26 protein-coding genes and 2 pseudogenes are annotated in these 22865 nt (G+C 60.8%); 9 read left to right on the forward strand and 19 right to left on the reverse strand.

Annotated elements, in window-relative coordinates:
* Window positions 1-71: 71 nt before the first annotated feature.
* From ACM6IQ_RS15945 to ACM6IQ_RS15980, 8 genes are read right to left on the reverse strand one after another with little or no spacing between them, the layout of a single operon-like run.
* On the reverse strand, window positions 72-974 hold the full coding sequence (locus ACM6IQ_RS15945; RefSeq protein ID WP_414879285.1) for a metal ABC transporter substrate-binding protein: 903 nt from the start codon (window positions 972-974) through the stop codon (window positions 72-74).
* On the reverse strand, window positions 975-1874 hold the full coding sequence (locus tag ACM6IQ_RS15950; RefSeq protein WP_017339960.1) for a metal ABC transporter permease: 900 nt from the start codon (window positions 1872-1874) through the stop codon (window positions 975-977). It lies immediately after the preceding gene.
* Window positions 1874-2710, reverse strand: a complete 837-nt coding sequence (locus ACM6IQ_RS15955; protein ID WP_017339959.1) for a metal ABC transporter ATP-binding protein — start codon at window positions 2708-2710, stop codon at window positions 1874-1876. Before ACM6IQ_RS15955 ends, ACM6IQ_RS15950 begins: the two co-directional genes overlap by 1 nt.
* Window positions 2707-3633: a metal ABC transporter substrate-binding protein gene (locus tag ACM6IQ_RS15960; protein WP_414879286.1), complete on the reverse strand. Its 927-nt coding sequence runs from the start codon at window positions 3631-3633 to the stop codon at window positions 2707-2709. The genes ACM6IQ_RS15955 and ACM6IQ_RS15960 overlap by 4 nt, the downstream gene beginning before the upstream one ends.
* A gap of 35 nt (window positions 3634-3668) precedes the next feature.
* The gene (locus ACM6IQ_RS15965; protein ID WP_414879287.1) at window positions 3669-4241 is read right to left on the reverse strand and encodes a DUF6162 family protein; all 573 of its coding nucleotides are present in this window, start codon (window positions 4239-4241) and stop codon (window positions 3669-3671) included.
* Window positions 4238-4567, reverse strand: a complete 330-nt coding sequence (locus ACM6IQ_RS15970; RefSeq protein ID WP_414879288.1) for a hypothetical protein — start codon at window positions 4565-4567, stop codon at window positions 4238-4240. Before ACM6IQ_RS15970 ends, ACM6IQ_RS15965 begins: the two co-directional genes overlap by 4 nt.
* Complete coding sequence (locus ACM6IQ_RS15975; protein ID WP_414879289.1) at window positions 4564-5106, reverse strand: thiamine pyrophosphate-binding protein; 543 nt, start codon at window positions 5104-5106, stop codon at window positions 4564-4566. Before ACM6IQ_RS15975 ends, ACM6IQ_RS15970 begins: the two co-directional genes overlap by 4 nt.
* Complete coding sequence (locus ACM6IQ_RS15980) at window positions 5103-6305, reverse strand: PepSY-associated TM helix domain-containing protein (RefSeq protein WP_414879290.1); 1203 nt, start codon at window positions 6303-6305, stop codon at window positions 5103-5105. Before ACM6IQ_RS15980 ends, ACM6IQ_RS15975 begins: the two co-directional genes overlap by 4 nt.
* Window positions 6306-6643: 338 nt before the next feature.
* On the opposite strand from ACM6IQ_RS15980, the gene leuC reads away from it, so the two are divergent.
* Window positions 6644-8065, forward strand: a complete 1422-nt coding sequence (leuC, locus tag ACM6IQ_RS15985; RefSeq protein ID WP_414879291.1) for a 3-isopropylmalate dehydratase large subunit — start codon at window positions 6644-6646, stop codon at window positions 8063-8065.
* Complete coding sequence (gene leuD, locus ACM6IQ_RS15990; RefSeq protein ID WP_414879292.1) at window positions 8062-8676, forward strand: 3-isopropylmalate dehydratase small subunit; 615 nt, start codon at window positions 8062-8064, stop codon at window positions 8674-8676. Before leuC ends, leuD begins: the two co-directional genes overlap by 4 nt.
* 61 nt (window positions 8677-8737) lie before the next feature.
* Here the strand turns inward: leuD and ACM6IQ_RS15995 are convergent, their stop codons facing one another.
* The 4 genes from ACM6IQ_RS15995 to soxR all read right to left on the reverse strand — a co-directional run bounded on the left by ACM6IQ_RS15995 (window position 8738) and on the right by soxR (window position 11996).
* Entirely contained in the window at window positions 8738-9688 is a 951-nt protein-coding gene (locus tag ACM6IQ_RS15995; RefSeq protein WP_017339951.1) for a LysR substrate-binding domain-containing protein, read from the reverse strand.
* An 18-nt stretch (window positions 9689-9706) separates the two neighbouring features.
* Entirely contained in the window at window positions 9707-10582 is an 876-nt protein-coding gene (locus tag ACM6IQ_RS16000) for an alpha/beta fold hydrolase (RefSeq protein ID WP_414879293.1), read from the reverse strand.
* Window positions 10583-10820: 238 nt separating this feature from the next.
* Window positions 10821-11279: a VOC family protein gene (locus ACM6IQ_RS16005; RefSeq protein WP_414879294.1), complete on the reverse strand. Its 459-nt coding sequence runs from the start codon at window positions 11277-11279 to the stop codon at window positions 10821-10823.
* Window positions 11280-11537: 258 nt separating this feature from the next.
* Window positions 11538-11996: a redox-sensitive transcriptional activator SoxR gene (soxR, locus tag ACM6IQ_RS16010; RefSeq protein WP_414879295.1), complete on the reverse strand. Its 459-nt coding sequence runs from the start codon at window positions 11994-11996 to the stop codon at window positions 11538-11540.
* Between the two features lie 95 nt (window positions 11997-12091).
* Here soxR and ACM6IQ_RS16015 point away from each other — a divergent pair, with 95 nt between their 5' ends.
* A complete protein-coding gene (locus ACM6IQ_RS16015) occupies window positions 12092-12457 on the forward strand; it encodes an antibiotic biosynthesis monooxygenase (RefSeq protein ID WP_017339947.1) in 366 nt (121 codons plus the stop codon).
* Here ACM6IQ_RS16015 and ACM6IQ_RS16020 read toward each other — a convergent pair.
* Together ACM6IQ_RS16020 and ACM6IQ_RS16025 are read right to left on the reverse strand one after the other, a co-directional pair.
* Window positions 12457-12567, reverse strand: a pseudogene (locus tag ACM6IQ_RS16020) (sigma-54-dependent Fis family transcriptional regulator); the annotation flags it as partial. The gene ACM6IQ_RS16015 and the pseudogene ACM6IQ_RS16020 sit on opposite strands and share 1 nt — an antisense overlap.
* A 191-nt stretch (window positions 12568-12758) precedes the next feature.
* Window positions 12759-12883: pseudogene (locus ACM6IQ_RS16025) on the reverse strand (alkanesulfonate monooxygenase); the annotation flags it as partial.
* Between the two features lie 215 nt (window positions 12884-13098).
* Here ACM6IQ_RS16025 and ACM6IQ_RS16030 point away from each other — a divergent pair.
* The 4 genes from ACM6IQ_RS16030 (at window position 13099) to ACM6IQ_RS16045 (ending at window position 17273) form a co-directional block, all read left to right on the forward strand.
* On the forward strand, window positions 13099-13368 hold the full coding sequence (locus ACM6IQ_RS16030; RefSeq protein ID WP_414879296.1) for a hypothetical protein: 270 nt from the start codon (window positions 13099-13101) through the stop codon (window positions 13366-13368).
* A 98-nt stretch (window positions 13369-13466) separates the two neighbouring features.
* Window positions 13467-14081, forward strand: coding sequence for a LysE family translocator (locus tag ACM6IQ_RS16035; protein WP_414879297.1), 615 nt, complete (start codon window positions 13467-13469; stop codon window positions 14079-14081).
* Window positions 14082-14241: 160 nt separating this feature from the next.
* The gene (locus ACM6IQ_RS16040; RefSeq protein WP_414879298.1) at window positions 14242-15399 is read left to right on the forward strand and encodes a cysteine desulfurase family protein; all 1158 of its coding nucleotides are present in this window, start codon (window positions 14242-14244) and stop codon (window positions 15397-15399) included.
* 65 nt (window positions 15400-15464) lie between these two features.
* On the forward strand, window positions 15465-17273 hold the full coding sequence (locus tag ACM6IQ_RS16045; RefSeq protein WP_414879299.1) for an aminopeptidase P family protein: 1809 nt from the start codon (window positions 15465-15467) through the stop codon (window positions 17271-17273).
* Here the strand turns inward: ACM6IQ_RS16045 and ACM6IQ_RS16050 are convergent.
* Entirely contained in the window at window positions 17266-18186 is a 921-nt protein-coding gene (locus ACM6IQ_RS16050; protein WP_414879300.1) for a LysR family transcriptional regulator, read from the reverse strand. The two genes, ACM6IQ_RS16045 and ACM6IQ_RS16050, sit on opposite strands and share 8 nt — an antisense overlap.
* 104 nt (window positions 18187-18290) lie before the next feature.
* Between ACM6IQ_RS16050 and ACM6IQ_RS16055 the strand changes: the two genes are divergently transcribed.
* Complete coding sequence (locus tag ACM6IQ_RS16055; RefSeq protein ID WP_414879301.1) at window positions 18291-19289, forward strand: zinc-dependent alcohol dehydrogenase family protein; 999 nt, start codon at window positions 18291-18293, stop codon at window positions 19287-19289.
* Here the strand turns inward: ACM6IQ_RS16055 and ACM6IQ_RS16060 are convergent.
* Together ACM6IQ_RS16060 and ACM6IQ_RS16065 are read right to left on the reverse strand one after the other, a co-directional pair.
* Window positions 19286-19876 (reverse strand): 2-hydroxychromene-2-carboxylate isomerase, encoded by a 591-nt coding sequence (locus tag ACM6IQ_RS16060; RefSeq protein ID WP_414879302.1) that lies wholly within the window; start codon window positions 19874-19876, stop codon window positions 19286-19288. The genes ACM6IQ_RS16055 and ACM6IQ_RS16060 overlap by 4 nt on opposite strands.
* Window positions 19877-19912: 36 nt before the next feature.
* The gene (locus ACM6IQ_RS16065; RefSeq protein ID WP_414879303.1) at window positions 19913-20641 is read right to left on the reverse strand and encodes an SDR family oxidoreductase; all 729 of its coding nucleotides are present in this window, start codon (window positions 20639-20641) and stop codon (window positions 19913-19915) included.
* A 92-nt stretch (window positions 20642-20733) separates the two neighbouring features.
* Between ACM6IQ_RS16065 and ACM6IQ_RS16070 the strand changes: the two genes are divergently transcribed.
* The gene (locus tag ACM6IQ_RS16070; protein WP_017339937.1) at window positions 20734-21294 is read left to right on the forward strand and encodes a TetR/AcrR family transcriptional regulator; all 561 of its coding nucleotides are present in this window, start codon (window positions 20734-20736) and stop codon (window positions 21292-21294) included.
* Between the two features lie 15 nt (window positions 21295-21309).
* On the opposite strand, the gene ACM6IQ_RS16075 is transcribed toward ACM6IQ_RS16070, so the two are convergent.
* Window positions 21310-21591 carry a hypothetical protein gene (locus ACM6IQ_RS16075; RefSeq protein ID WP_414879304.1) on the reverse strand — a complete coding sequence of 94 codons (282 nt, stop codon included), beginning with the start codon at window positions 21589-21591 and terminating at the stop codon, window positions 21310-21312.
* Between the two features lie 169 nt (window positions 21592-21760).
* Window positions 21761-22648, reverse strand: coding sequence for a threonine/homoserine exporter RhtA (gene rhtA / locus ACM6IQ_RS16080; RefSeq protein WP_017339935.1), 888 nt, complete (start codon window positions 22646-22648; stop codon window positions 21761-21763).
* Between the last annotated feature and the right edge of the window lie 217 nt (window positions 22649-22865).

The raw sequence follows: 22865 nt of genomic DNA on the forward strand, positions 1-22865 counted from the left end.
GGGGAACGCATACGCTTCAAATGACAGGCAGGACCGGGAGGAGGGCATGGCGAGCCTTAGCAAACCGCCGGCTACACCCCACTCAACGCCCTGATCACCAAATCCACATTCCCCTCCAGCTCACCCACCGGATCCGCCGCATCCACACTCAACACCAACAACCGGCTGCCGGCCTCATCAATCACCGCTTTCACCGCCTCCGAAGGCTGCCGATGATGCAGCACCACCGCCACCTCATTGTCCTTCAGTGTCTCGCCCAATTGCTTCAGCGCTTCGGGCGTCCACTCAGCATCCGGCCGCGCATCGAGCCCAATCAACTCCAGGTTGAGCCCACCAATCAGATAGCCAAAATGATCGCTCAGGGACATCACACTCAGGTTGTCGGCACTGGCCAGCCGGGCTTCGCTGTCGGCACTGAACTTGAGCAAGCGTTGCTTGAGCGCCGCCAGGTTCTCCTCGATTTTCGGCTTGGCCTCCGGCGCCAGGCGCACCAGATCCGCCGCCATCACATCCGCCATGCGTCCCATATTGTTGCTGGAAAACCACGGCTGACTGTTCAAGCCATCGACCTTGTTGCCCGGCTGCACGGCGATGCCGGGGAGGGCGCCGTCCACCGGGCGTGCGGCATCGACTTCGACGATACGAATGTTGCTGCGCCGTGAGATCGGGTACAGCGGGTCATCCGCCCACAACGAACGCAGACCAATCACTGCATCGGCGTCCGTCGCCAGTTTCGCTAGCGCCGGCGCGCCACGCCCGGTGAAATAAGCGGTCTGACGGCTGCCGGGCAGGTTCGCCGGCGCCGCACGTTCAAGCTTGACGTTGGTGCCCTTGAGCAGCACTTCGCCCAGTCCGTAAGTGATCGGCAAGGACGCCAGCACATGCAGCGGCCTGGCGCTGTCTGCCGCAAACGAAGTGTTAACCAGCCCGCAGAGGGCGACGGCCAGGGTCAGTTGACGCAGAGAAAATGACATTTATCCAAGGTTCCCTTTCAGACTGGGGACAACACCGCGCGCAATGGCGGCGAGGGCGAAGGCGATACCGGCTACCAGAATGATCGCGGCGCCGGACGGGATAGGCAGGTCGAAGACAATCGGCGCAAGAATCCCGCACAACGTACTGACCGTAGCGATCACGACCGAGCACCAAAAGAACCCCTTCAGCGACTGGCTGAGCAACCGCGCCGCCGCTGCTGGAATCACCAACAGGGCACCGACCAGAATCGCACCGATGACTTTCACCGCCGCCACGGTGATCAGCGTCACCAGAATCACGAACAGGTAATCCAGGGTCTTCACCGCCACGCCGCGCACCGCCGCCAGTTGCGGGTTGAAACTGGCGAGCATGATGCGGTTGTACAGCGGCAACGCCAGTGCCATGACCAGCGAACCGACGATGGCCAACACCAGCAAATCATTGCCGTTGACCGTCAGCACCGAGCCGAACAAGACGTTTTCCAGAATGTGCACATTGATCTTGCCCGCCAGGATCAGCAGCAGACTCGCACCCAGCGCCAACGACACCGACAGGAACACGCCGATCAAGGTATCCGGCGCCAGACCCGTACGGTTGCGCAGGTAGTTGAGCAAAATGCCGAACAACAGGCAGTAACCGAACAGGCTGCCATAAGGCCCGGTGTAGGGCTCGCCGAGCAGAATGCCGATGGCGACACCGGTCAGTGCGGCGTGACCCACCGCTTCAGAAAAAAACGCGAAGCGCTTGACCACCACCAGCGTACCCAAACCACCAAGCACCGGGCCGATCAGCAAACCGGCGAGCAGGGCGTTGACCACGAATCCGTAGGCCAGCGCTTCAGGCAGATAACCCGAAGACGCCCAGCCCTGGACCATCAAACGAAAGGCTTCGTAACTCATCAGGCAGCGCTCCGTGGATGGGTTGAAAACAGCGTCAACAATGTTTCAGGGGTCAGTGCCTGCTTCGGTGTGGAATCAAACAAGACCCGGCGATTGAGCCCGGTGACGCGATCCGCCAGACGCCCGACTGCTTCCAGATCGTGCTCGATCCACAGCACGGTAATCCCGCTCTTGCGCCAGTCGCCGAGTAACCGTTCAAACACCTGAATGCCCGCCTCATCAAGGGCCGACATCGGTTCATCGAGCACCAGCAACTGCGGTGCCGGGATCAGCCCCTGCGCCAGCAACACGCGCTGACGCTCGCCACCGGACAAGGCGCCCATGCGCCGCTTGCGTTTGTCCTGCATGCCGACCCGCTCCAACGCCTCACCGATCGCCGTCGCGTAATGCTTGCTCAACCCGAGAAACGCCGGGCGCCGCTGACACATGGCGGCCATGAAATCGTCGACGGTCATCGGCAGCCCGCGATCGAATTCCAGCGCCTGCGGCACGTAGCCGATGGTGCCGGGATCGCCCGGCCACTGCAGGCTCAGGCGGCCCTGATGCGGCATTTGCCCGAGCAGGGTCTTGATCAACGAACTCTTGCCGCCACCGTTGGGGCCGACCAGCGCATGCACGCTGCCGGGCTGGACCTGGAAGGTCACCTTGTCGAGGATCGTCGTGCGGCCCAGCGTCAGGCTGACTTCCGCAAAGTCGAGGGTTGGTCCCGAAACCTGTGGGAGCTGGCTTGCCAGCGAAAGCGGTGTGTCATTTAACGAATGTGCGGACTGACCTGACGCTTTCGCGAGCAGGCTCGCTCCCACAGGGGATTCGCTGAGCGTTTCTTTAGCCGTCATGCGCCAGACTCCTGAATCGCCCGGACCACGGTGTTGAGGTTGCCGGTCATTTCCTTTTCATACTTGTCGGCGGTGTATTCACCGTAGGAAATGTGCGACAGCGGGTACAGCTTCACCCCGGATTCACGCTGGATGGTCTCGACGTAGGTGGACGGGAAATCCATCTCCGAGAAGATCACTTTCACGTCCAGTTCGCGCAGTTGATCAATGGTCTTTTTCAACTGGCTCGGGCTCGGTTCGATGCCGTGCGCGGGCTCGACCACCGCGGTCACTTCCAGGCCGAATTCGCGCAGCAGGTAGTCGTAAGCCGCGTGAACCGTGGCCACCCGCAACTCGGCGTTCGGCGCCTGGGTCAGTTTCGCCAGGGCGTCGGCGCGCATCTGCCGCAGGCGTTTGCCGTAGGCGCGGGCATTCTGGGTGTAGGTCTTGGCGTTGTCCGGGTCGAGCTTGCCCAGCTCGCGGGCGATGTTGTTGACCTGGGCGATGGACGCGCTGATCGAGAGGAAGGTGTGCGGGTTCACGACCTTGCCGGCACCGCGAGCGGCGACACCGGTGGCGGCCAGCAGCGGCACATTTTCGTTGGCTTCGATCACTGGCACGTTCGGCGTTTCGCTGGCAGCGATCATGCGGTCGGCGAAGTCGTCATGACCGACGCCGTTGAGCACGACCACGTCCAGCCCGCTGATGCGCTTGATGTCTTCGGCGCGGGGTTCGTAGGCATGGGGGTTGAAACCGGCTGGAATCAGCGGCACCACCTCGGCCTTGTCGCCGACGATGTTGGCCACGTAGCTGTAATAAGGGTGCAGGGTGATGCCGATGCGCAGGCGCTTGGCTTCGTCGGCGTTGGCCACGGGCATCAGCAGGCAGGCGAGCAGGCCGACCAGCAGCGGTCGCCAAAAAGAGCGTTGAGATGAAATAGGCATGGGAAAGCGGTCTTCTCTCGGGTGAAGGCGAGGGTTCAGTGCCGGTGCTGGCGGGTCACGCCGGCATCGAATTGCGCGACGATCTGCCGCCAGCCAGCGCTTTCCAGCGCGGCGTCGGTGAGGTCGGTCGGGGCCTTGAGGTCGGCGGCACGATTGAGCCAGATGTCTGGCGCCTCATCGTCAGCGGTCAGGCGCATCAGAAACGAACCGGCCACGGCGGGCGCCTGGCTCTGACCGAAATACGCCTTGGCGTCGAGCAATTGCCAGGCATGAGCGCCACGGCTGACGGAACTGGCGTCCTGGGCAAACGGCGCAAAACCCTCGTCGGCAAGCGCTTCGGGTGTCGGCAGGGTTTGCTGTTCCTGGCGCAGCAGGTGAATCTCGTCCAGCGTCACCCGCAAATCGGCGTAGATGCCTTGCTCGGAAGCGCTCAGGTCGCGGCGGGCATCCAGTTGATGGCTGCTGACGTTGCTGGTTTCCTGGGACTCATGGCGCCAGGCGACCACCGAGCCGGCGACCGCCAGGATCATCAGGCACAACAGCAGCACATAGAGGGTTTCATGGCCGGCACCGGCCGGGCGGACGACGTGCGTAGTAGGCGTACTCATGGGGCCTCGATGTCCGCTTGGTCGATCTCGACGACGTGGCCGGGGCCGGCGTCGAACAGCACATAAAACTCGGCGCTGGGCTTTTTGAAGGTCACTGTGGAATCGGCACCGAGCTTGCCCGGCACCAGAATGGTTTCGTCGTAGCCGATCACATCGAGGGTCACCCCCGGTGCGCCGCTGCCGTCGGAGAAACCGCCGGTGCACTGGATCTGCTCGGCGTCGATGGCCTTGCACTCGCACATCGGGTTGTGGGCCAGGGCGCTGGTGCTGAAACCGGCGCACAGCATCAGCAAAACAGCGTGGAGAGGGCGAAAGGTGTTGCTCATGGTTTGCCTCCTTGTTTGTTCAGCCACTCAAGGGTGGCGGGGGATGCCTGGCTCAGCGGAATGGACGCTTGATGCATCGCGCCGTCCCAGCCTTCCATGGTGATCCACAGCTCGGCGTCGGCCTTGGTCTTTTCCGGAATCGGCAACATGGCGCCCATGCGGTAAGGCGTGCCAAAGAAAATCACCCCGGCGGCGCGCAGGCTGCGGGGTTTGCCAATGCGCAGGTACGTCGCCTTGACCTGCTCGCGGCAGCTGTCGCACAACGCCGCATTGAAGCTCTTCATGTGCCCGGCCGGGCCATCGAGGCGCGGTGCTTCGTTGCGCAATTCCGCCAGGCGCAGGCTCCAGGGCCCGACCTGAACTTCCCCGATTTCCCGCTCACCCAGGCCCGTGTCCCCGCGAAACAGCGCGGCATCGGCGAAGTATTTAGGCATGAAGCCCAGTGGCACCAGCAACAGCAGAACGTTGATGTGGAAGCGCCATTTGTGCCAGAAGCGACTCAGTTTCGACCCCGGTTTTTCGGCGGTGAACAGGCTCATTGGCTGACCTCCGTGGTGTCGCGGCTCGTCACTTGAGCGGCCTCGGCAGCGCGAGGACGTCTGTTGCTGCGCTTGAGGGCATTAACGGTGGCCAGGGCAGTGCGCTTGGTCCAGATCAGCAGGCCGCTGAGCACCATCATGCTCAGGAGCAGGCCGAAGAAGAACCAGATCAGCTTGATCCAGATCCCGCCGAAATCACCGGTGTGCAACGGACGCATCGATTCGGTCACCAGCTCCAGCCCCGAGCGGTCCGAGAGCAGGCGGGTGACGGCCACGTCGCCGGTGTACGGGTTGATCTCGGCGGTCTGGAACATCAGCGGATACCAGCTGCGGCCGCCCACCGAGAGGTAACTGTAGGCATTGGCGGGCAGGCTGACGAAGCTGTCTTCAAGGCCGGGAATGCGTTCCTTCGCTTCGCGAATCGCGGTTTCCAGGCTGATCATCGGTGCTGGCGAACCATCGGCGGTGAGGGGCACGCTTTCCCGCGGAACCACGGGCGCCACCGGGGCGGTGGAAATGGTGATCTGGTTATCGAACATGAACGCTTCGATCAGGAACCAGGTGCTGGTCACGGAAATCACCGCAATGAACCAGATCGACCAGATACCGCTGAGGCGGTGAAAGTCGCCCCAGAAAATCCGCGCGCCGTGCCGAATGCGCAGGGTCGGTCGCAGAAAACCTTTCCAGAAGCGCTTGTAGACCACCAGCCCGGTAATCAGCGAAGCCAGCAGCGGCAGGCTGAGAAACGACACCAGGTACCAGCCCCAGCTGTAGCCATTGGTGAAGGGCACCAGCCACCAGCCATGCAAGGCGCGGGTGAACGCCCTGAAGTTGAATTGCGGGGCGGTGCCCTGGATCACGCCGCTGTACGGGTTGACGTAAACCACCACCGAACGGCCGTCGGGGTAGGTGACTTCCACGTCCAGGGCGAAATGCGATTCGTCGGGTCGGCTGATGCTTTCGACCAGGATCTGCGGCTCGGCCTGTTTGATCGCCGCGATGATCTGGTCATAGCTCAGCAGCGGCGCATCACCTTCGGGTTGGCTGGCGCGCATCTGCGGGTTGGCCAGCCAGACGATTTCCTGGCTGATCACCGCCAGCGTGCCGGTCACACAGACGATCAGCACAAAAAACCAGATGGGCAGTGCCAGCCAGCTATGGACCAGAAACCAGAGTTTTGAGCGGGACTTCTTCGACATGATCAAGGTCTTGTAGTGATGAGAGGGCCTTGGCTGCGGGCTTCCCAGCGTGGGGTCCATGAAAAGTACGGTCGTGGCTTTTGCCTACGCGAACCGACTGCATCTATATAAGACGAATGAGAATCAGAAATCCCGAAGCGGGATATGAAAGTAAATGTTTCCTATTGCTGAAAACGCATAACCCACAGGGGCGTTGCATTCATTTCAGATTGCTGTGCTGCCTTGATCCAACACGAAACATGGTTCACGGGATCACTCTCCGGCCATTGATGGGGCGGGGCGACTGCCTAAGATGGGGCGCAGACGCCTGAAACCCGCGAGCCTGAGCGAACAATCCCATGACTTCAGCAAGAACCCTTTACGACAAACACATCGATTCCCACACGGTGTGTCGTCTCGATGACCAGGGCCATGTCCTGCTGTACATCGATCGCCAGGTCATCAACGAATACACCAGTCCCCAGGCATTCAGCGGTCTGCGCGAGGCCAGGCGCGGAGTCTGGCGTGCCGGCACCGCGCTGGCGGTGGTCGATCACGTCAACCCCACGGCACCGAATCGCGTGGCCGCCATGCCGGACGCCGGTGGGGCGCGGCAGGTGTCGTACCTGGCGGAAAACTGCCGGGACTTCGGCATCGAATTGCTCGACATCCTCGACAAGCGCCAGGGCATCGAACACGTCATTGCCCCGGAGCAGGGATTCATCCTGCCGGGCATGGTGATTGCCGCGGGCGACAGCCACACCACCACGTACGGCGCCCTCGGCGCGTTCGGTTTCGGCATCGGCACTTCGGAAATCGAACACCTGCTGGCGTCCCAGACCCTGGTCTACAAACGGCTGAAAAGCTTGCGCGTGACGGTGGACGGTGAACTGGCACCGGGGCTGACGTCCAAGGACGTGATCATGGCGCTGATTGGCCAGATCGGCGCTTCCGGGGCCACCGGCTATGCCATCGAGTTTTGCGGTTCGACCATCGATGCGCTGAGCGTCGAGGCGCGCATGACCATCTGCAACATGGCGGTGGAGGCCGGGGCGCGTGGCGCATTCATGGCGCCAGATGAAAAAGTCTTCGCTTACCTCAAGGACAAACCCCGTGCGCCCAAAGGTGCGTTGTGGGACCAGGCGGTTGAACAATGGCGCGTCCTGCACAGCGACGCCGATGCGCAGTTCGACCGTGAAGTGTTTCTCGACGCCAGCGCGCTGGAGCCGATGGTCACCTGGGGCACCAGCCCGGACCAGGCATCACCGATCGGCGCCCGCGTGCCGGACCCGCAAGACGTCAGCGACCTGATCCTGCGCCAGGACATGCGCCGCGCCCTGAACTACATGGGCCTGGAAGCCGGGATGGCGCTGAGCGACATTGTCATCAGCCACGCCTTCATCGGTTCCTGCACCAATGCGCGCATCGAAGACCTGCGCGATGCCGCCAGCGTGGTGCGTGGCAAACGCGTCGCCGGGCATGTGCGGGCGATGATCGTGCCGGGCTCCACCGAAGTGCGCAATCAGGCGGAAGCCGAAGGCCTGGCGGCGATCTTCATCGAAGCCGGGTTCGAGTGGCGTCAGTCCGGCTGCTCGATGTGCCTGGCCATGAACGACGACGTGCTGGCGCCGGGCGACCGCTGCGCGTCCAGCACCAACCGCAATTTCGAAGGCCGCCAGGGCGCTGGCGCCCGCACGCATTTGATGAGCCCGGCGATGGTCGCCGCTGCCGCGATTACCGGCCGCCTGACCGACATCCGCCACTTTGGAGACCGCGCATGAGCCTGCAACCGTTCACCCACGTCAGCGGCAAGGCTGCACCGATGCTGGCGGCCAATATCGACACCGACGTAATCATGCCCAAGCAGTTTCTCAAGGGCATCGACCGCGCCGGGCTGGATCGAGGGTTGTTTTTTGATTTGCGGTTTTTGCCGGATGGTCAACCCAACCCCGAGTTCGTGCTCAATCAACCGGCGTGGCAGGGCGCGAGTTTCATGGTGGTCGGGCCGAACTTCGGTTGTGGGTCGAGTCGGGAACATGCCGTCTGGGGCTTGAAGCAGATGGGCATCCGCGCGCTGATCGGCAGCAGTTTTGCCGGGATCTTTTATGACAACTGTCAGCGCAACGGCGTGTTGTTGATTACCCTCGATGAGTCGGTGTTGCAGCGGCTCGGCCGGGTTGTCGGTCAGCCTGAGGGGGCGCAGATCAGTGTTGATCTGCAGGCGCAGGAGATTCGCCTCCACGACGGCGAGGTCATTCTGTTCGACATCGACACTCTGCGTAAAACCGCGCTGTTGCTCGGCCTCGACGCCATCGGCAGCACCCTGCAGCGCAGCGAGCAGATCAAAGCCTTCGAATTAAAACACCTGGCCGCCAATCCCTGGTTAAGCTAAACGCAGATCAAAATGTGGGAGCGGGCAAACCCGCTCCCACATTAGAATTGTGTTGGCTCGGCTACACCGACAACCCCTCGAAATGCGCCTGTAAAAACTCCACGCACGCCCGCAACTTTCCCGAGTATGCCAGTCGCGTCGGGTACACCGCCCAGACGTTGGCGCTCTGACTGTACTCGGGCAGCAACTGCACCAACCGCCCTTGATCCAGCAAGGGTTTCACATCCCACAATGACCGCAGCACCACGCCGCGCCCGTCCAGTGCCCACTGCAAGACAATCTCGCCGTTATTGGACGACAACGGTCCGCTGACCCGCACGCTTTCTTGCACCCCGTTGCGTTCCAGGTTCCAGATGCCGAACGCGTTGTCCCGCTCCTTGATCACCAGGCAATGATGCTGCTCCAGTTCGCCTAACGTCTGCGGTACACCCTGGCGCTGCAGATAATCGGGGGCCGCACACACCACCCGCCGATTGCTCACCAGGCGCCGGCCGATGTGCTGACCGGGAATGTCGTCGCCGACACGAATCTCCAGATCGAAGCCTTCACTGACGATGTCCACTACCCGGTCGAACAGGTCGAGGCGAATCTCCAGGTCCGGATATCGCTCGGCCAGCAACGACACGGCCGGCGCCACGTGGTGACGGCCGAAACCGAAACTGCTGCACAGATGCAAACGGCCGCGAGGGCTGTCGTGGGCGTCGGAGAGTTCGTCGTGCAGTTGCTGGAAGTCATCGAGAATGCGCAACGCCCAGCGCTGCACGCGCTCGCCGTCCTCGGTCAGGGCAATGCGGCGACTGGTGCGGTGCAGCAGGCGCGTGCCTAGGGTGGTTTCGAGAATCTGGATGCGCTTGCTGACGTAGGCGGGCGACAGGCCCAGCTCATCGGCGGCCGCGGCGAAACCGCTTTTGCGCACGACGGTGAGGAATACACGCAGGTCTTCGGGAAGGGGCACGGTGTCTTTCTTGGTGGTCATGACAGAACGGGCACTGGCGGCATGAGCCGCCAGCATAGCAGCGCGACGCGGGTGTCAGCGCAGGAAACCCAGCACTTCGGCGAGCAACAGTTCCGGCGCTTCTTCGGCGATGTAATGACCGGCGGGCAGCGCTTTGCCGCGCACATCGGTGGCGACGAGTTGCCATTCCTTGAGCGGTTCGAAACAGCGCCCGACCGTGCCTTCGGCGCCCCACAACACCAGCAACGGCAGGTTCAGATGATGGCCGGCGTCGAGGTCGATGCGGTCATGCTCCAGGTCGATGCTGGCACTGGCACGGTAATCCTCGCAGATCCCGCGCGCCGAGCCCGGCAGTTTCAGGCAACGCAGGTATTCGCCAAAGGCTTCGGCGGTGAAGGGTTTGAGTCCGGCGCTGCGACTGCCCATCACGCTGCGCAAATAGGCTTCGGGGTCGGCTTCAAGCAGGGTTTCCGGCAACGGCGCCGGGCGGATCAGGAAGAACCAGTGCCAGTAGGCGCGGGCAAAGGCTTCGTTGGTTTGTGCGTACATCGACAGCGTGGGGGCGATGTCGAGCAGCACCATGCGTTGCACCGCGTCCGGATGATCCAGCGCCAGGCGATGGGCCACGCGGGCGCCGCGGTCGTGGGCCAGGACCGAAAACCGATCGAAGCCCATGGCGTTCATCAGCGCCACGGCATCCTTGGCCATCTCGCGTTTGGAGTAAGGGGTGTGGTGATCGTCGGCCGGCGGTCTGGCACTGTCGCCGTAACCGCGCAGGTCGGCGGCGACTACGGTGAAGTGCTCGGCCAGTTGTTCGGCGACCTTGTGCCAGATGACGTGAGTCTGCGGGTGGCCGTGCAGCAACAGCAGGCCCGGCCCGCTGCCGCCGACGCGGTAGGCAATGTCGACACCGTTGACGTGGCGCTGGTCTTTGAGGAATCCGGCGAACATGGAGGTCTCCTTGTTGTAGTTGCCTGCATCCTGAAAGTGTTGGGCGGGGAGGGCAAGGCGCAAAGCGTGGTGGGCTTGTTCATGAAGTGTGTTCGAGGGAGGTGTGGTGTGGCTGATGGCCTCATCGCGGGCGAGCCACGCTCCCACCGGTGTTGTGTCGTTCGCCATTTTTCCTACGACACAGGACCCTGTGGCAGCGAGCTGGCCCGCGATGCGGCCGGGGCAGGCACCAAAGCGCTCAACCCTGCTGAAACATCTCCTTCGCCCGCTGCTCGATCTGCTCCTGGGTCAGATCCTCCTTGCGCGTGGCCAGAAACCACAGATGCCCATAAGGATCCTTCAAGGTCCCCGAACGGTCGCCATAAAACTGATCCTTGACCTCGGACACCACCGTGCCGCCCGCTGCAATCGCCTGTTTGTAAGACGCGTCCACATCGTTCACATACAGGTGCAAGCCCACGGACGGTGACGTGTCCGGATTGCTCAACGGCCCCTGATCGCAGGGCGTGCCGAGCATGATCGGGCAATCGCCGATGCGCAGTTCGGCGTGACCGATGCCGCCATCGGGCATGGACAGGCGCATGACTTCAGTGGCGCCGAAGGCTTTCTTGTAGAACTCGATGGCTTCCGCCGCTTTCTGGATCCCCAGATACGGGGTGATGCTGTGATAACCCTCTGGAATGGGTTTGACGCTCATGATCAGTCTCCCTGATTTCGTTATGGGATAAAGCTGTCGCGAGCCTACAAAGATAGTAGGAGCTGCCGCAGGCTGCGATCTTTTGATCCTGACCCTTCGTCGGTCGCGCCCACACCAAGATCAAAAGATCGCAGCCTGCGGCAGCTCCTACCGGTGCAGGGCATAACAACGCCACTGTTCAGCCTTCAACAGTGAAGCAACAGAATGCTCGGATCGCCATCGCGGGCAAGCCCGCGATAGCCGCGCCGCTATTCAGGATCAACCCCCCGATTCCAACAGCTGCGCCCCCGGTCCCTGTTCCCCAAGCACATCCCCAAAATTACGCAACGGACACGCCTCCATCGATAAACACCCACAGCCGATACAACCGTTGAGCTTGTCCCGCAGCAAGGTCAGTTGATTGATCCGCTCATCAAGCTCCCGACTCCACTGCGCCGACAACACCTTCCAGTCCGCCGCCGTCGGCGCCCGGTTATCCGGCAGGGTTTTCAATGCCTCACCAATCTCTGCCAACGGAATCCCCAACCGCTGCGCCACCTTGATCAACGCCACCCGCCGCAACACTTCCCGTGGATAGCGCCGCTGGTTGCCCTGATTGCGATTGCTTTTGATCAGCCCCCTGGCTTCATAGAAATGCAGCGCCGTGACCGCCACGCCGCTACGGGCGGCCAATTGGCCGACGGTAAGTTCCTTATGCAGGTTTTCCGAGGTGATCATTTGAAAAATGCCTCTTGACCTCTAGTTAACTCGAGGTTTTACCCTGCAGGCCTTCGGATCGCAAGATCCGTCTTACACGTCAGTGGGGACTTTTCATGCAAGCGCCAGAGAAAAATCGCAGCTTCACCCAGTTGATCGAATTCGAGATCGAACCCCATCAGCAACCTGCATTGGTGTCGGCGTTATCGAAGCAGACCGAACGTCTGGCCCAAGGCTACAGCGGATTTCTGAGCGCCAGTATCCAGGCCAGCGACGATGGCCGGCGGGTGCTCAACTACCTGCAATGGCAATCTCGCGAGGCGGGGGAAGCGGCGTTTCAAAGTTTTGAAAGCGGCGAGCAGGATTTCTGGCAGCTGATTCGCGCCCATCAGGCGAAAACCGTGACTTTCGGCTCGTTCCAGGTGCTGCACAGTCTGGAACGTAGCCACGATGACGCGTTGCACTGCAATCTGGTGGGTTGAATCGACAAGTGCATCAGACGCTCGTCCTGCACGTTTTCTGTCGGTCGGCGCTTGTTCACCGCCAGTTCGCCGATCTTGATCAGTCGTATGCGCGTCACGTTACGGCTCAAGCTGTCACGCGGGGTTCCTCAGTTAATTCAACACAAACCTCTTGGGGCGGCCTTTGTGGCGAGGGAGCTTGCTCCCGCTCGGCTGCGCAGCAGTCGTAAACAGGTTGACGCGGTCTTTGAGAAAAAACGTGCGGGCCTGTTATGGGACTGCACCGCAGCCCAGCGGGAGCAAGCTCCCTCGCCACATCGTTTCAGGCCGTGGCTTTGGCGGGCAGCACGTCATTGGCGATCGATTCGCCAAACGGCCGGTGAGGTTGGTGACACCGCGGCCGGCCAGGCTGGCGTACGGTTCAGGCAACAACGGAATAACGCATTGGCGTTCTTCACTTGCGAGTGTTTGCCTTCGAAATCCACGGCTTCGCCTTGCAGCACGCGGCGCCAGATCTTCAGAATTCGTCGGTAACTTCGGCCTGGACGGAAGGTCATCAGGCAAAGTCGATAGCCACTATCGAAAGCGTTGATTTCTGCCCATCGAGAGGCGCGGGTAGCCTGTGTTCATTGACCCGAACCCAGATGCCAGGACGCCACATCATGAAAACCCTACTCACCACTTTCTTGCTGCTTGCGGTCTCCGTTCTCGCCGGATGTGCCAGCCATGTTTCCCCGGAATTGCGGCCCTACACTGCTGAAGAAAGCAGGGAACTGGCGCTGGAGGCGTTGAATCGTCGCGGTTTGTCCTTCGACGAATACCACGCGAAAAAAGCCGAATTGCTCGGCGAACCGCAGAAGACCTTCAGTTTTGACAAGCAAGGCGAGATGAACGCCGAGCGTGCCGTTCAGCTTCACGGCCGTCCAAGCTGAGCGACTGTACCGCTCGAAGTTTCACCCAACTGTCCATGGGTTTCCTTCAGGGTGTGCGATAGGGTCAATACCTGACTGACCCTGATGGACTGCCGCTCATGACGCTCTCGCTCGACCTGCTGCTGGGTTTTGCCCTGTTTGCCCTCGTCACCTCCATCACTCCCGGCCCGAACAACACCATGTTGCTGGCATCGGGCGTGAACTTCGGCTTTAACCGCACCATTCCCCATATGCTTGGGATTACCTGCGGCTTCTTCGTGCTCGTCGTGGCCGTCGGTTTCGGCCTGGGCGCAGTGTTTCAAACCTATCCGTTGTTCTATACCGTTTTGCGTTACGTTGGAGCCGCGTATTTGTTGTACCTGGCGTGGAAAATCGCGCATTCCGGGCCGGTGTCCGACGGCGGGCAGGGGGAGAGCAAACCCATCAGTTACCTCGGCGCCGCAGCTTTCCAGTGGGTCAATCCCAAGGCGTGGATCATGGCCATCGGTGCGATCAGCACCTACACGCCGATGCAGGGCTATTTCACCAATGTGCTTGTGATTGCAGCGGTCTTCGCCCTGATCAACCTGCCGAGCGTCGGTGTCTGGGCGGCGTGCGGCACGTTGTTGCGCAACGTGCTCAAGGACCGTCGCTGGTTGCGCCTGTTCAACTGGGGCATGGCCGCGCTGCTGGTGGTTTCGCTGTATCCGTTGTTGCTCGAAAGCTTTAGCTGACGCATTGCTTCATCCGGTTGCCCGATGCCTGTTAAGCTCGACTTCAGGAGCGTTCCTACGCACTTTTCAATGAAGTCGTACTTCTATTACGCATCCGATCAGGTATTGCTGGTTGACTGGTTCCCAGCACTGATCCCGGAACAAGCTCTGCGAGTCTTTTATGAATAAACGTCCGTTGTATTTCGACTACGCCGCCACCACGCCGGTGGATGAGCGGGTCATCGTGGTCATGGTCGAATGTCTGGGTTTTTCCGGCAACTTCGGCAACCCGGCGTCCAGCTCCCACGCGTTCGGCCAGCAGGCCCGGCAAACGGTCGAGCAGGCGCGGCAGCAGGTGGCAGAACTGGTCGGCGCACAAGCAAATCAGATCGTCTGGACCTCCGGCGCCACCGAATCGAACAACCTCGCCCTCAAGGGCGTGGCCCAGGCCCGGGGCGTATCCGGTGGCCATGTCATCACCAGCCAGATTGAACACAAGGCGATTCTCGACACGGCGAAGCAGTTGCAGGACGCGGGCGTCGCAGTGACGTATCTGGTGCCGGACGAGGAAGGTCTGATCACCGCGCAAGCCGTCAGCGAGGCGATGCGCGAGGACACCTTTCTGGTGTCGCTGATGCTGGTCAACAACGAGCTGGGCACGGTCAATGACATCGCGGCCATCGGCGAAGTGGTGCGTGCCCGCGATGCGTTGTTCCATGTCGACGCCGCTCAGGGCGCAGGGAAAGTGGCGATTGACCTGACGCGGTTGCCGGTGGACCTGATGTCGTTTTCGGCGCACAAGATCTACGGCCCCAAAGGCATCGGCGCGTTGTATGTCGGTCCTCGCGCGCAGCCGCGTTTACAGGCGCAGATTCACGGCGGCGGCCACGAGGGCGGTTTGCGCTCCGGTACGTTGGCGACTCATCAGATTGCCGCCATGGGCGAGGCCTTCGCGTTGGCGGCGCAACTGTTCGATGAAGAGAAAACCAGGATCGCGCGTCTGCGTGAACGCCTGCTGGAACCGTTGCTGACCATTCCCGGCGTTCGCCTCAACGGCAGCGCCACCCAGCGCATTCCCCATACCCTGAGCCTGACCTTCAACGAAGGCGATTTCAACCCGGCGGCATTGAGCGCCTCGATCGCCTTTTCCGCGACTTCGGCCTGCAACTCCGCCAGTAATACGCCATCCCACGTGCTGCTGGCCCTGGGGCATGACGCTCGTTCGGCAAGTCGCACCATTCGCCTGAGCCTGGGCCGGTTTACCACCGAACAGGATATCGACCAGGCGGTACATCTGATCACAGCCGCCTGCACCAGTGCTCCGGCATTCTGGCAGTAGCGCTTTTACGCGCCGACTGAGATCGGCACTCAACAATAATGATGAAGTGATTAGCAGGAGACACGATGAGTACGCAGCCTTCGATCAATGGATCGGTGCCCGAGCGCCTGGCGCACACCCGCGAGCTGATGAGCCGGGAGGGTATCCATGCCCTGCTGGTGCCGTCGGCCGATCCGCACCTGTCTGAATATCTGCCCGGTTACTGGCAAGGGCGGCAATGGTTGTCGGGTTTTCACGGCTCGGTCGGCACGCTGATCGTGACGCCGGATTTCGCCGGCGTCTGGGCGGACAGCCGTTATTGGGAGCAAGCGACCAAAGAGCTCAAGGGCAGCGGCATTGAGCTGGTCAAGCTGCAACCGGGGCAACCAGGCCCGCTGGACTGGCTGGCCGAGCAAACCCCTGAAGGCGGTGTCGTCGCGGTGGACGGTGCGGTGATGGCCGTGGCTTCGGCGCGTACGCTGGGGGGCAAACTCGAAGAGCGCGGCGCCCGACTGCGTACCGACATCGATCTGTTGAGCCAAGTCTGGAGCGATCGTCCGACGCTGCCGAACGAGCCGATCTATCAGCACCTGCCGCCTCAGGCGACGGTCAGCCGTGGCGAAAAACTCGCCAACCTGCGCGAGGTGTTGAAAGAGCGGGGCGCCGATTGGCATTTCATCGCCACCCTCGACGACATCGCCTGGCTGTTCAACCTGCGCGGCGGCGATGTGTCGTTCAATCCGGTATTCGTTTCATTTGCGCTGATCAGCCAGCAACAGGCCACCCTGTTCGTGGCGCTGGGCAAAGTCAGCGCCGAGCTACGCGCGATCCTCGAACAGGACGGCGTAACCCTGCGCGACTACAGTGAAGTGGCCGACGCGTTGCGCGCGGTACCGAGCGGCGCGAGCCTGCAAGTCGATCCGGCGCGTGTCACGGCTGGCCTGCTGGACAACCTGGACAGCGGTGTAAAACTGGTTGAAGGCCTGAACCCGACGACACTGGCCAAATCGCAGAAAAGCCTGGCCGATGCCGAGCACATCCGCAAGGCCATGGAACAGGATGGTGCGGCGCTGTGCGAATTCTTCGCCTGGCTGGAGTCGGCGTGGGGCCGCGAGCGCATCACCGAGCTGACCATCGACGAACACCTGACCGCTGCGCGTACCCGTCGTCCGGACTATGTGTCGCTGAGTTTCAACACCATTGCCGCGTTCAACGCCAATGGTGCGATGCCGCATTACCACGCCACCGAAGAAGAGCATGCGGTGATCGAAGGCGACGGTCTGTTGCTGATCGACTCCGGCGGCCAATACCTGGGCGGCACCACCGACATCACGCGGATGGTACCGGTCGGTACGCCGACGGATGAGCAGAAGCGCGATTGCACCCGCGTGTTGAAAGGTGTGATTGCATTGTCCCGTGCGCAATTCCCTCGGGGTATCTTGTCGCCGTTGCTGGATTCCATCGCCCGTGCGCCAATCTGGGCGGAAAGCGTCGATTACGGTCACGGCACCGGGCACGGCGTGGGCTACTTCCTCAACGTTCACGAAGGCCCGCAAGTCATTGCCTATCAAGCCGCGGCGGCACCGCAAACCGCGATGCAGCCGGGCATGATCACCTCCATCGAACCGGGCACTTACCGTCCGGGCCGCTGGGGTGTGCGGATCGAGAACCTGGTGTTGAACCGTGAAGCGGGCAAGAGCGAGTTCGGTGAGTTCCTGAAATTCGAAACCCTGACCCTGTGCCCGATCGACACCCGTTGCCTCGAGCCGTCGCTGCTGACGGCGGACGAAAAACAATGGTTCAACGCGTATCACGCCGAAGTGCGCGAGCGCTTGAGCCCGTTGCTCGACGGCGGAGCGCTTGAGTGGTTGAACACTCGAACCGCCGCTATCTGATCGGCCTGAGTTCAGGCGCTGCTTCCAGCGCTTGACTCATATAGTCGACAAAGGCTTTGACCCTGGCGGATTGGCGACGATTCGCCGGGGACACGGCATGGATCGGCAGCGACTGCGCAACGTAGTCCGGCAGAATCGCCGTCACTCGCCCGGTTTTCAGATCCTCGCTGAACAACCACACCGGCGACAGCGCAATCCCCAGTCCCCCCAACACCATCTCGCGGATAGCCTCCGAGTTGTTGCTTTGTGCGTTGCCCTTGATCCGCACTTCGTGGCGCTGGGCATCTTTCTCATAAACCCACAGGTTCTGGCTGTTCAGCAGGTTGAACTGCAGGCAGTTGTGCCCGCTCAGTTCTTCCGGTGATCGCGGTTCGCCGTGTTGCTTGAGGTAGTCCGGCGCTGCGACGGTCACTCGATACGTGGTGCCGACGTGGCGGGCGATCAGGCCGCTGTCGTGCAGTTCGCCGATTCTGAACGTGACATCCAGCCCTTCGCGGACCAGGTCCTGGTTTTGATCACTCAGTTGCAGGTCAATGTCGATACCGGGATGGTGTTTCAGAAATTCCGCCAGGCGCGGGGCAATCTGCAAGCGCCCGAAACTCACCGAGGAACCGATGCGCAGGTGACCGGCGATGCGCTCTCTGCCGGACTGGAAGCTGTGTTCCGCCGCATCGACGGCCGCGAGGATTTGTCGACATTCGTTGTAGTAACGCTGACCTTCATCGGTCAGGGAAAGCTGACGGGTGCTGCGGGCAATCAGTTTTCCACCCAGTTCGGTTTCCAGCGCTTTCAAGACTTTGCTGATGGTGGGCTGGCTGGTCTGCATCTCTCGGGCAACGGCAGAAAAGCTGCCGCGTTCGACGACCCGGACGAAGATCGCCATTGCAGTGAGTTTATCCACAGGGTTTCTCATTGATGCTAAATAGGCATGATCACTATAGCTATATAGCGTCTTATCAGCATGAGTGAGATGGAGGAGGATTTATCCCACAGCCACCTCTGACGGGAATATGCGAAATGACAGACATAACTGAAATGCGCGCTCTGATTGTCGACTCGGCTAATGCGCCGCTACGCTTGGCTTCCATTCAACGGCCGGTGCCCGAAGCGGGGCAGGTGCTGGTCCGCATCAAAGCCAGCGGGGTGAACCCGCTGGACGGGAAAATCCGTGCAGGCCTGGCGGCTCATGCGCGTCAGCCGTTGCCGGCGACAGTGGGCATTGATCTGGCGGGAATCGTTGAAGGTGTGGGGGCAGGTGTTACCGGATGGCAGCCGGGCGATGAGGTGTATGCCATGGCCACCGGCATTGGCGGTGCGCAGGGCTCTTTGGCGGAATACGCAGCGGTCGATGCCCGGTTGTTGGCGCGCAAGCCAGGCAATTTGAGCATGCGTGAGGCGGCGGGGTTGCCGCTGGTGCTGATCACTGCGTGGGAAGGACTGGTGGATCGGGCGCGGGTGCGGGAGGGCCAGAAGGTGCTGATTCACGGCGGGGCGGGTGGTGTAGGTCATGTTGCGATACAGATTGCCCGGGCCTTCGGTGCTCAGGTGTTTGCGACCGGTTCTGCAAGGCATCAGGCAATCATCGAAGGTTACGGTGCGACGTTTATCGATTACCGCCAGTCTTCGGTTGAGGAATATGTAGCGCAGCATACGGATGGGGAGGGCTTCGATATCGTCTATGACACGGTAGGCGGCGAAACCCTGGATGCCTCCTTCAAGGCCGCGCGGGTTTATCACGGTCATGTGTTGAGCTGCCTTGGCTGGGGGCAGCACAGTCTGGCGCCTCTTTCGTTTCGCGGGGCAACGTACTCTGGCGTGTTCACGTTGTTGCCCTTGCTCACCGGTGTCGGGCGCGAGCATCACGGGGAGATTCTTCGAGAAACGGCGCGGTTGATAGAGGCGGGCAAGCTGATGCCCTTGATGGATCCTCGGACGTTCACACTGGAAACGGCCGAGGCTGCCCATGAGTTGCTCGTCTCGGGAGGGGCTCAGGGGCGGTTGGTCATCGAGATTTAAGCCAGGGCTTCAAGGACGAAGTCCAGTCGATCCTGGCCGAAGAACAGCTGGTTATCGACAAACATGCTGGGTGCGCCGAACACACCGCGTTGCACGGCTTTCTCGGTGTTGTTCTTGAGCGCGGTTTTGACCTCTTCGTCAGCCGTCAAAGCCAGCACTTCGGTCGGATCAAAACCATTTTTCGTCAGCACGGTGGCGACGGTCGCCAGGTCATCGAGGTTGCGCCCTTCAACCCAAATCGCCTGGAACAGGCAGTCGATAAAAGCCTGGAAGCGTTCCGGATGGCGCAGTTGCATGCCTGTGACTGCGCGCATCAGCATGAGTGTATTGATGGGAAAGTTCGGATTGAACTTCAGCGGCACGCCGTAGCGTCTGGCGTAACGATCAAGGTCCTGAAACATATAGGCGCCCTTGGCCGGAATGGTCGCGGGTGAGGCGTTGCCTGTGGCCTTGAAGACCCCGCCCAGCAGGATCGGAATATAGTTCAGCTGACTGTCGGTCTGCGCGCAGATTTTCGGCAGTTGGGTGTAAGCCAGGTAGGTGGCGGGGCTGCCAAGGTCGAAATAGAACTCCAGGGTTTTGCTCATGGTCGATGCTCTCTGATTATTGTTGTAGGGGAGGGCTTACCAGCGTTCGTTCCAGGGGCGCAGGTCCAGCTCAAAGGTCCAGGCGTCACGAGGCTGACTGTGCAGGTACCAGTAATTCTCGGCAATGTGTTCAGGGTTGAGGATGCCGTCCTGATCCTTGGTCGCATACTTCTCGGGAAAAGCATCGCGAATGAAATCGGTATCGATGGCGCCGTCGACGACGACGTGAGCAACGTGAATGTTCATCGGCCCCAGTTCGCGGGCCATGCTCTGGGCCAGCGCGCGAACGCCATGCTTGGCGCCGGCGAACGCCGCGAAACCTGCCGCGCCACGCATGCCGGCGGTAGCACCGGTGAACAGGATCGTGCCCCGTTGACGCTTGGCCATGCGCTTGGCCACTTCACGGGCATTGAGAAAGCCTGAGAAACAGGCCATTTCCCAGATCTTGAAATACTTGCGCGCCGTTTCTTCGAGAATGCTGCACGGCACGTTGGCGCCGATATTGAACACAAAAGCCTCGATGGGACCGATCTGGCTTTCAATCTGTTCGACCAGCGCGATCACGTCCTCTTCCTTGCGTGCATCGCAGGCAAAACCATGGGCTTCACCGCCAACAGCGTTGATGGCGTCCACCAGCGGCTGGAGTTTTTCTGCACTGCGCCGGGTAACGCACGCGACGAAACCTTCTTGCGCAAAACGTTTGGCGATAGCGCCACCCGTGGCATCACCCGCGCCGACTACCAGTACGACCTTCTTGTTATTCATGGGTAGTTCCCTTTGCTAAACGATCGTTAACTAAACGAACGTTATGCTACGATCGGGTAAGCGTCAAGACGATCAATCCTGAGGGGAAGGCAATGCGTTACTCGGCCAGTCATAAACTGGAAACCAGGGAGAAGCTGCTGGAAAGCAGTGCGGTGTCGGCGAAGAAGTCCGGTTTCTCTACGGTCGGCGTCGATGCCCTGATGAAAGCTATTGGCTTGAGTGGCGGAGCGTTCTACAGCCATTTTTCGTCGAAGGATGAACTGTTCGCTTCAATCGTCGAGAAGGAGCTGGGTCAAAGCCTGGAACGCCTGGGGGCCGATCAGGACCGTGACAGGCTCGAACGCTGCCTGAAGCACTACCTGAGCATGTCCCATGTCGAACATCCGGAATCCGGTTGTGCGTTACCGGCACTGGGCGCGGAAATTGCCCGTTCAGACGTGATGATTCGCCAGCAGGCGGAGAAATGGATTTGTCGGCTTCAGGAGAGTTGGGCACAGATACTGGAGAGCGACAGCCTGGCCTGGGCCATTCTGTCGCAATGCATCGGTGCATTGGTGGTGGCGCGAATGTTGGCCACTCCAGAGATCCAGCGCACGGTGTTGAAGTCCAGTTACGATGAGATTGGCCGTCAGATCGCAGGCCCACGAACCTGAAGCGACGGCATCAACCTATTTGCAGATCACGATCATGCTGCGGCTTGTATAGCCGGCAGGATTGAGGCCAAACGGATAATCGCCTGGTTCTTCCACGCCATCCCCTGACTTGGCGATGACTTTGTAGCCCTTCGGCGCACACGAATTGGCGGCGCTGGTGTAGCACTTGTCCCAGGATGACGACAGTCCGGAGCAGTTGACATGCAACCCTTTCTTGCCACGTTTGATATGGGTTTCCGAAGTCGCCGCGCAGCCCGCAACTGCAAGTGCGGCGATGAGTATCAAAATTCGTTTCATTGCTGTCCTTAAAGCGTCCCGGATCTTTGTGCCCGGGTCTGGCTGCACTCGCTTTCGTTCGAAGCGTTTCTGATATCCCTATCCTGAAAAGTCCATGTCCGACATTGGGTTGCGGGCCTAAACATGGCCTAAATGCGCGGTAAATACCAGAGTTTCGTCAAATCCTGTATCAATCCGCCGCGACGGCGGGCTTGGCGGCGCTTCCCATGGTCATGGTCGCGCCGACGGAAGCCAGAATGATGCACAGAATAGCCATCCACTGTGACAGTGAGAGGAACTCATGAAGGAACAGCAAGCCTGACAATGCGCCGAACGCAGGTTCAATACTCATCAGCGTACCGAACGTGCGGGCCGGCATTCGGGTCAGGGCGACCATCTCCAGCGTATAGGGCAGGGCAGTGGAAAGGATGGCAACGCCGATGGCCACAGGAATCAACGACGGCGTCAACAGCGCGGCACCCGCATGAACAATGCCGATAGGCGCGACGAACAGCGCGGCGATCATCACCCCCAGTGCAGCAGTCTGCACGCCGTTATCGGCACCGGCCTTCTGGCCGAAGAGGATATATAGCGCCCAGCAGACACCGGCGCCCAGCGCATAGCCCGCTCCGAGGAGATCAAGACTGGCACTGGTTGCTCCTGTCGGTATCAACAGCAGCAATCCGACGGCGGCCAAGGCGATCCACAAAAAGTCGATCGCTCGACGCGAGGCATAGATGGCGACAGCCAAGGGGCCGGTGAACTCCAGCGCTACCGCAATGCCCAGAGGAACGGTGCGCAAGGACATATAGAAGAGGAAGTTCATGCCGCCCAGCGCCATTCCGTAAACGATGACGGTACGCAGGGATTTTGTGGTGAGCTTCGCTCGCCACGGACGTAGAAGCACGATCATGATCAGGCTGGCGAAGATCAATCGCAGGGTAGTCGTTCCTTGAGCGCCGATAACAGGAAACATGCTTTTGGCCAGGGAAGCTCCGGACTGGATCGACGCCATTGCTATTAATAGCAGGCCCACCGAGAACAGGGTCGAGGCAAGGCTGCGAGGCTGGTCATTCATTGCGTGGCATCGTCCAAGGCAGGGAGCGAAAGAGTTGTATCGTGTATTGGGCAATATACTGCGCATTCAAGGCGGCCGCGTCTATATATAAGCGGTGATTTTGAACATCGTGATAGAAAAGCCAAATCAGGGGTTGACGGCAGATTCTGGAAGTCTATAATTCGCCCCACTTCCGGCGCAGTCGAAACGGAAAACTCCTTGGTAAACAAAGAGTTAC

This window comes from Pseudomonas sp. IT-P100 (assembly GCF_949767185.1).
Taxonomy (GTDB): Bacteria; Pseudomonadota; Gammaproteobacteria; order Pseudomonadales; family Pseudomonadaceae; genus Aquipseudomonas; species Aquipseudomonas fluorescens_B.

Bases quoted from the DNA above. Each gene is read 5' to 3' on its own strand.
- ACM6IQ_RS15945 (WP_414879285.1), bottom strand. From the start codon at position 974: ATGTCATTTTCTCTGCGTCAACTGACCCTGGCCGTCGCCCTCTGCGGG.
- ACM6IQ_RS15950 (WP_017339960.1), bottom strand. From the start codon at position 1,874: ATGAGTTACGAAGCCTTTCGTTTGATGGTCCAGGGCTGGGCGTCTTCG.
- ACM6IQ_RS15955 (WP_017339959.1), bottom strand. From the start codon at position 2,710: ATGACGGCTAAAGAAACGCTCAGCGAATCCCCTGTGGGAGCGAGCCTG.
- ACM6IQ_RS15960 (WP_414879286.1), bottom strand. From the start codon at position 3,633: ATGCCTATTTCATCTCAACGCTCTTTTTGGCGACCGCTGCTGGTCGGC.
- ACM6IQ_RS15965 (WP_414879287.1), bottom strand. From the start codon at position 4,241: ATGAGTACGCCTACTACGCACGTCGTCCGCCCGGCCGGTGCCGGCCAT.
- ACM6IQ_RS15970 (WP_414879288.1), bottom strand. From the start codon at position 4,567: ATGAGCAACACCTTTCGCCCTCTCCACGCTGTTTTGCTGATGCTGTGC.
- ACM6IQ_RS15975 (WP_414879289.1), bottom strand. From the start codon at position 5,106: ATGAGCCTGTTCACCGCCGAAAAACCGGGGTCGAAACTGAGTCGCTTC.
- ACM6IQ_RS15980 (WP_414879290.1), bottom strand. From the start codon at position 6,305: ATGTCGAAGAAGTCCCGCTCAAAACTCTGGTTTCTGGTCCATAGCTGG.
- leuC (WP_414879291.1), top strand. From the start codon at position 6,644: ATGACTTCAGCAAGAACCCTTTACGACAAACACATCGATTCCCACACG.
- leuD (WP_414879292.1), top strand. From the start codon at position 8,062: ATGAGCCTGCAACCGTTCACCCACGTCAGCGGCAAGGCTGCACCGATG.
- ACM6IQ_RS15995 (WP_017339951.1), bottom strand. From the start codon at position 9,688: ATGCTGGCGGCTCATGCCGCCAGTGCCCGTTCTGTCATGACCACCAAG.
- ACM6IQ_RS16000 (WP_414879293.1), bottom strand. From the start codon at position 10,582: ATGTTCGCCGGATTCCTCAAAGACCAGCGCCACGTCAACGGTGTCGAC.
- ACM6IQ_RS16005 (WP_414879294.1), bottom strand. From the start codon at position 11,279: ATGAGCGTCAAACCCATTCCAGAGGGTTATCACAGCATCACCCCGTAT.
- soxR (WP_414879295.1), bottom strand. From the start codon at position 11,996: ATGATCACCTCGGAAAACCTGCATAAGGAACTTACCGTCGGCCAATTG.
- ACM6IQ_RS16015 (WP_017339947.1), top strand. From the start codon at position 12,092: ATGCAAGCGCCAGAGAAAAATCGCAGCTTCACCCAGTTGATCGAATTC.
- ACM6IQ_RS16030 (WP_414879296.1), top strand. From the start codon at position 13,099: ATGAAAACCCTACTCACCACTTTCTTGCTGCTTGCGGTCTCCGTTCTC.
- ACM6IQ_RS16035 (WP_414879297.1), top strand. From the start codon at position 13,467: ATGACGCTCTCGCTCGACCTGCTGCTGGGTTTTGCCCTGTTTGCCCTC.
- ACM6IQ_RS16040 (WP_414879298.1), top strand. From the start codon at position 14,242: ATGAATAAACGTCCGTTGTATTTCGACTACGCCGCCACCACGCCGGTG.
- ACM6IQ_RS16045 (WP_414879299.1), top strand. From the start codon at position 15,465: ATGAGTACGCAGCCTTCGATCAATGGATCGGTGCCCGAGCGCCTGGCG.
- ACM6IQ_RS16050 (WP_414879300.1), bottom strand. From the start codon at position 18,186: ATGAGAAACCCTGTGGATAAACTCACTGCAATGGCGATCTTCGTCCGG.
- ACM6IQ_RS16055 (WP_414879301.1), top strand. From the start codon at position 18,291: ATGACAGACATAACTGAAATGCGCGCTCTGATTGTCGACTCGGCTAAT.
- ACM6IQ_RS16060 (WP_414879302.1), bottom strand. From the start codon at position 19,876: ATGAGCAAAACCCTGGAGTTCTATTTCGACCTTGGCAGCCCCGCCACC.
- ACM6IQ_RS16065 (WP_414879303.1), bottom strand. From the start codon at position 20,641: ATGAATAACAAGAAGGTCGTACTGGTAGTCGGCGCGGGTGATGCCACG.
- ACM6IQ_RS16070 (WP_017339937.1), top strand. From the start codon at position 20,734: ATGCGTTACTCGGCCAGTCATAAACTGGAAACCAGGGAGAAGCTGCTG.
- ACM6IQ_RS16075 (WP_414879304.1), bottom strand. From the start codon at position 21,591: ATGAAACGAATTTTGATACTCATCGCCGCACTTGCAGTTGCGGGCTGC.
- rhtA (WP_017339935.1), bottom strand. From the start codon at position 22,648: ATGAATGACCAGCCTCGCAGCCTTGCCTCGACCCTGTTCTCGGTGGGC.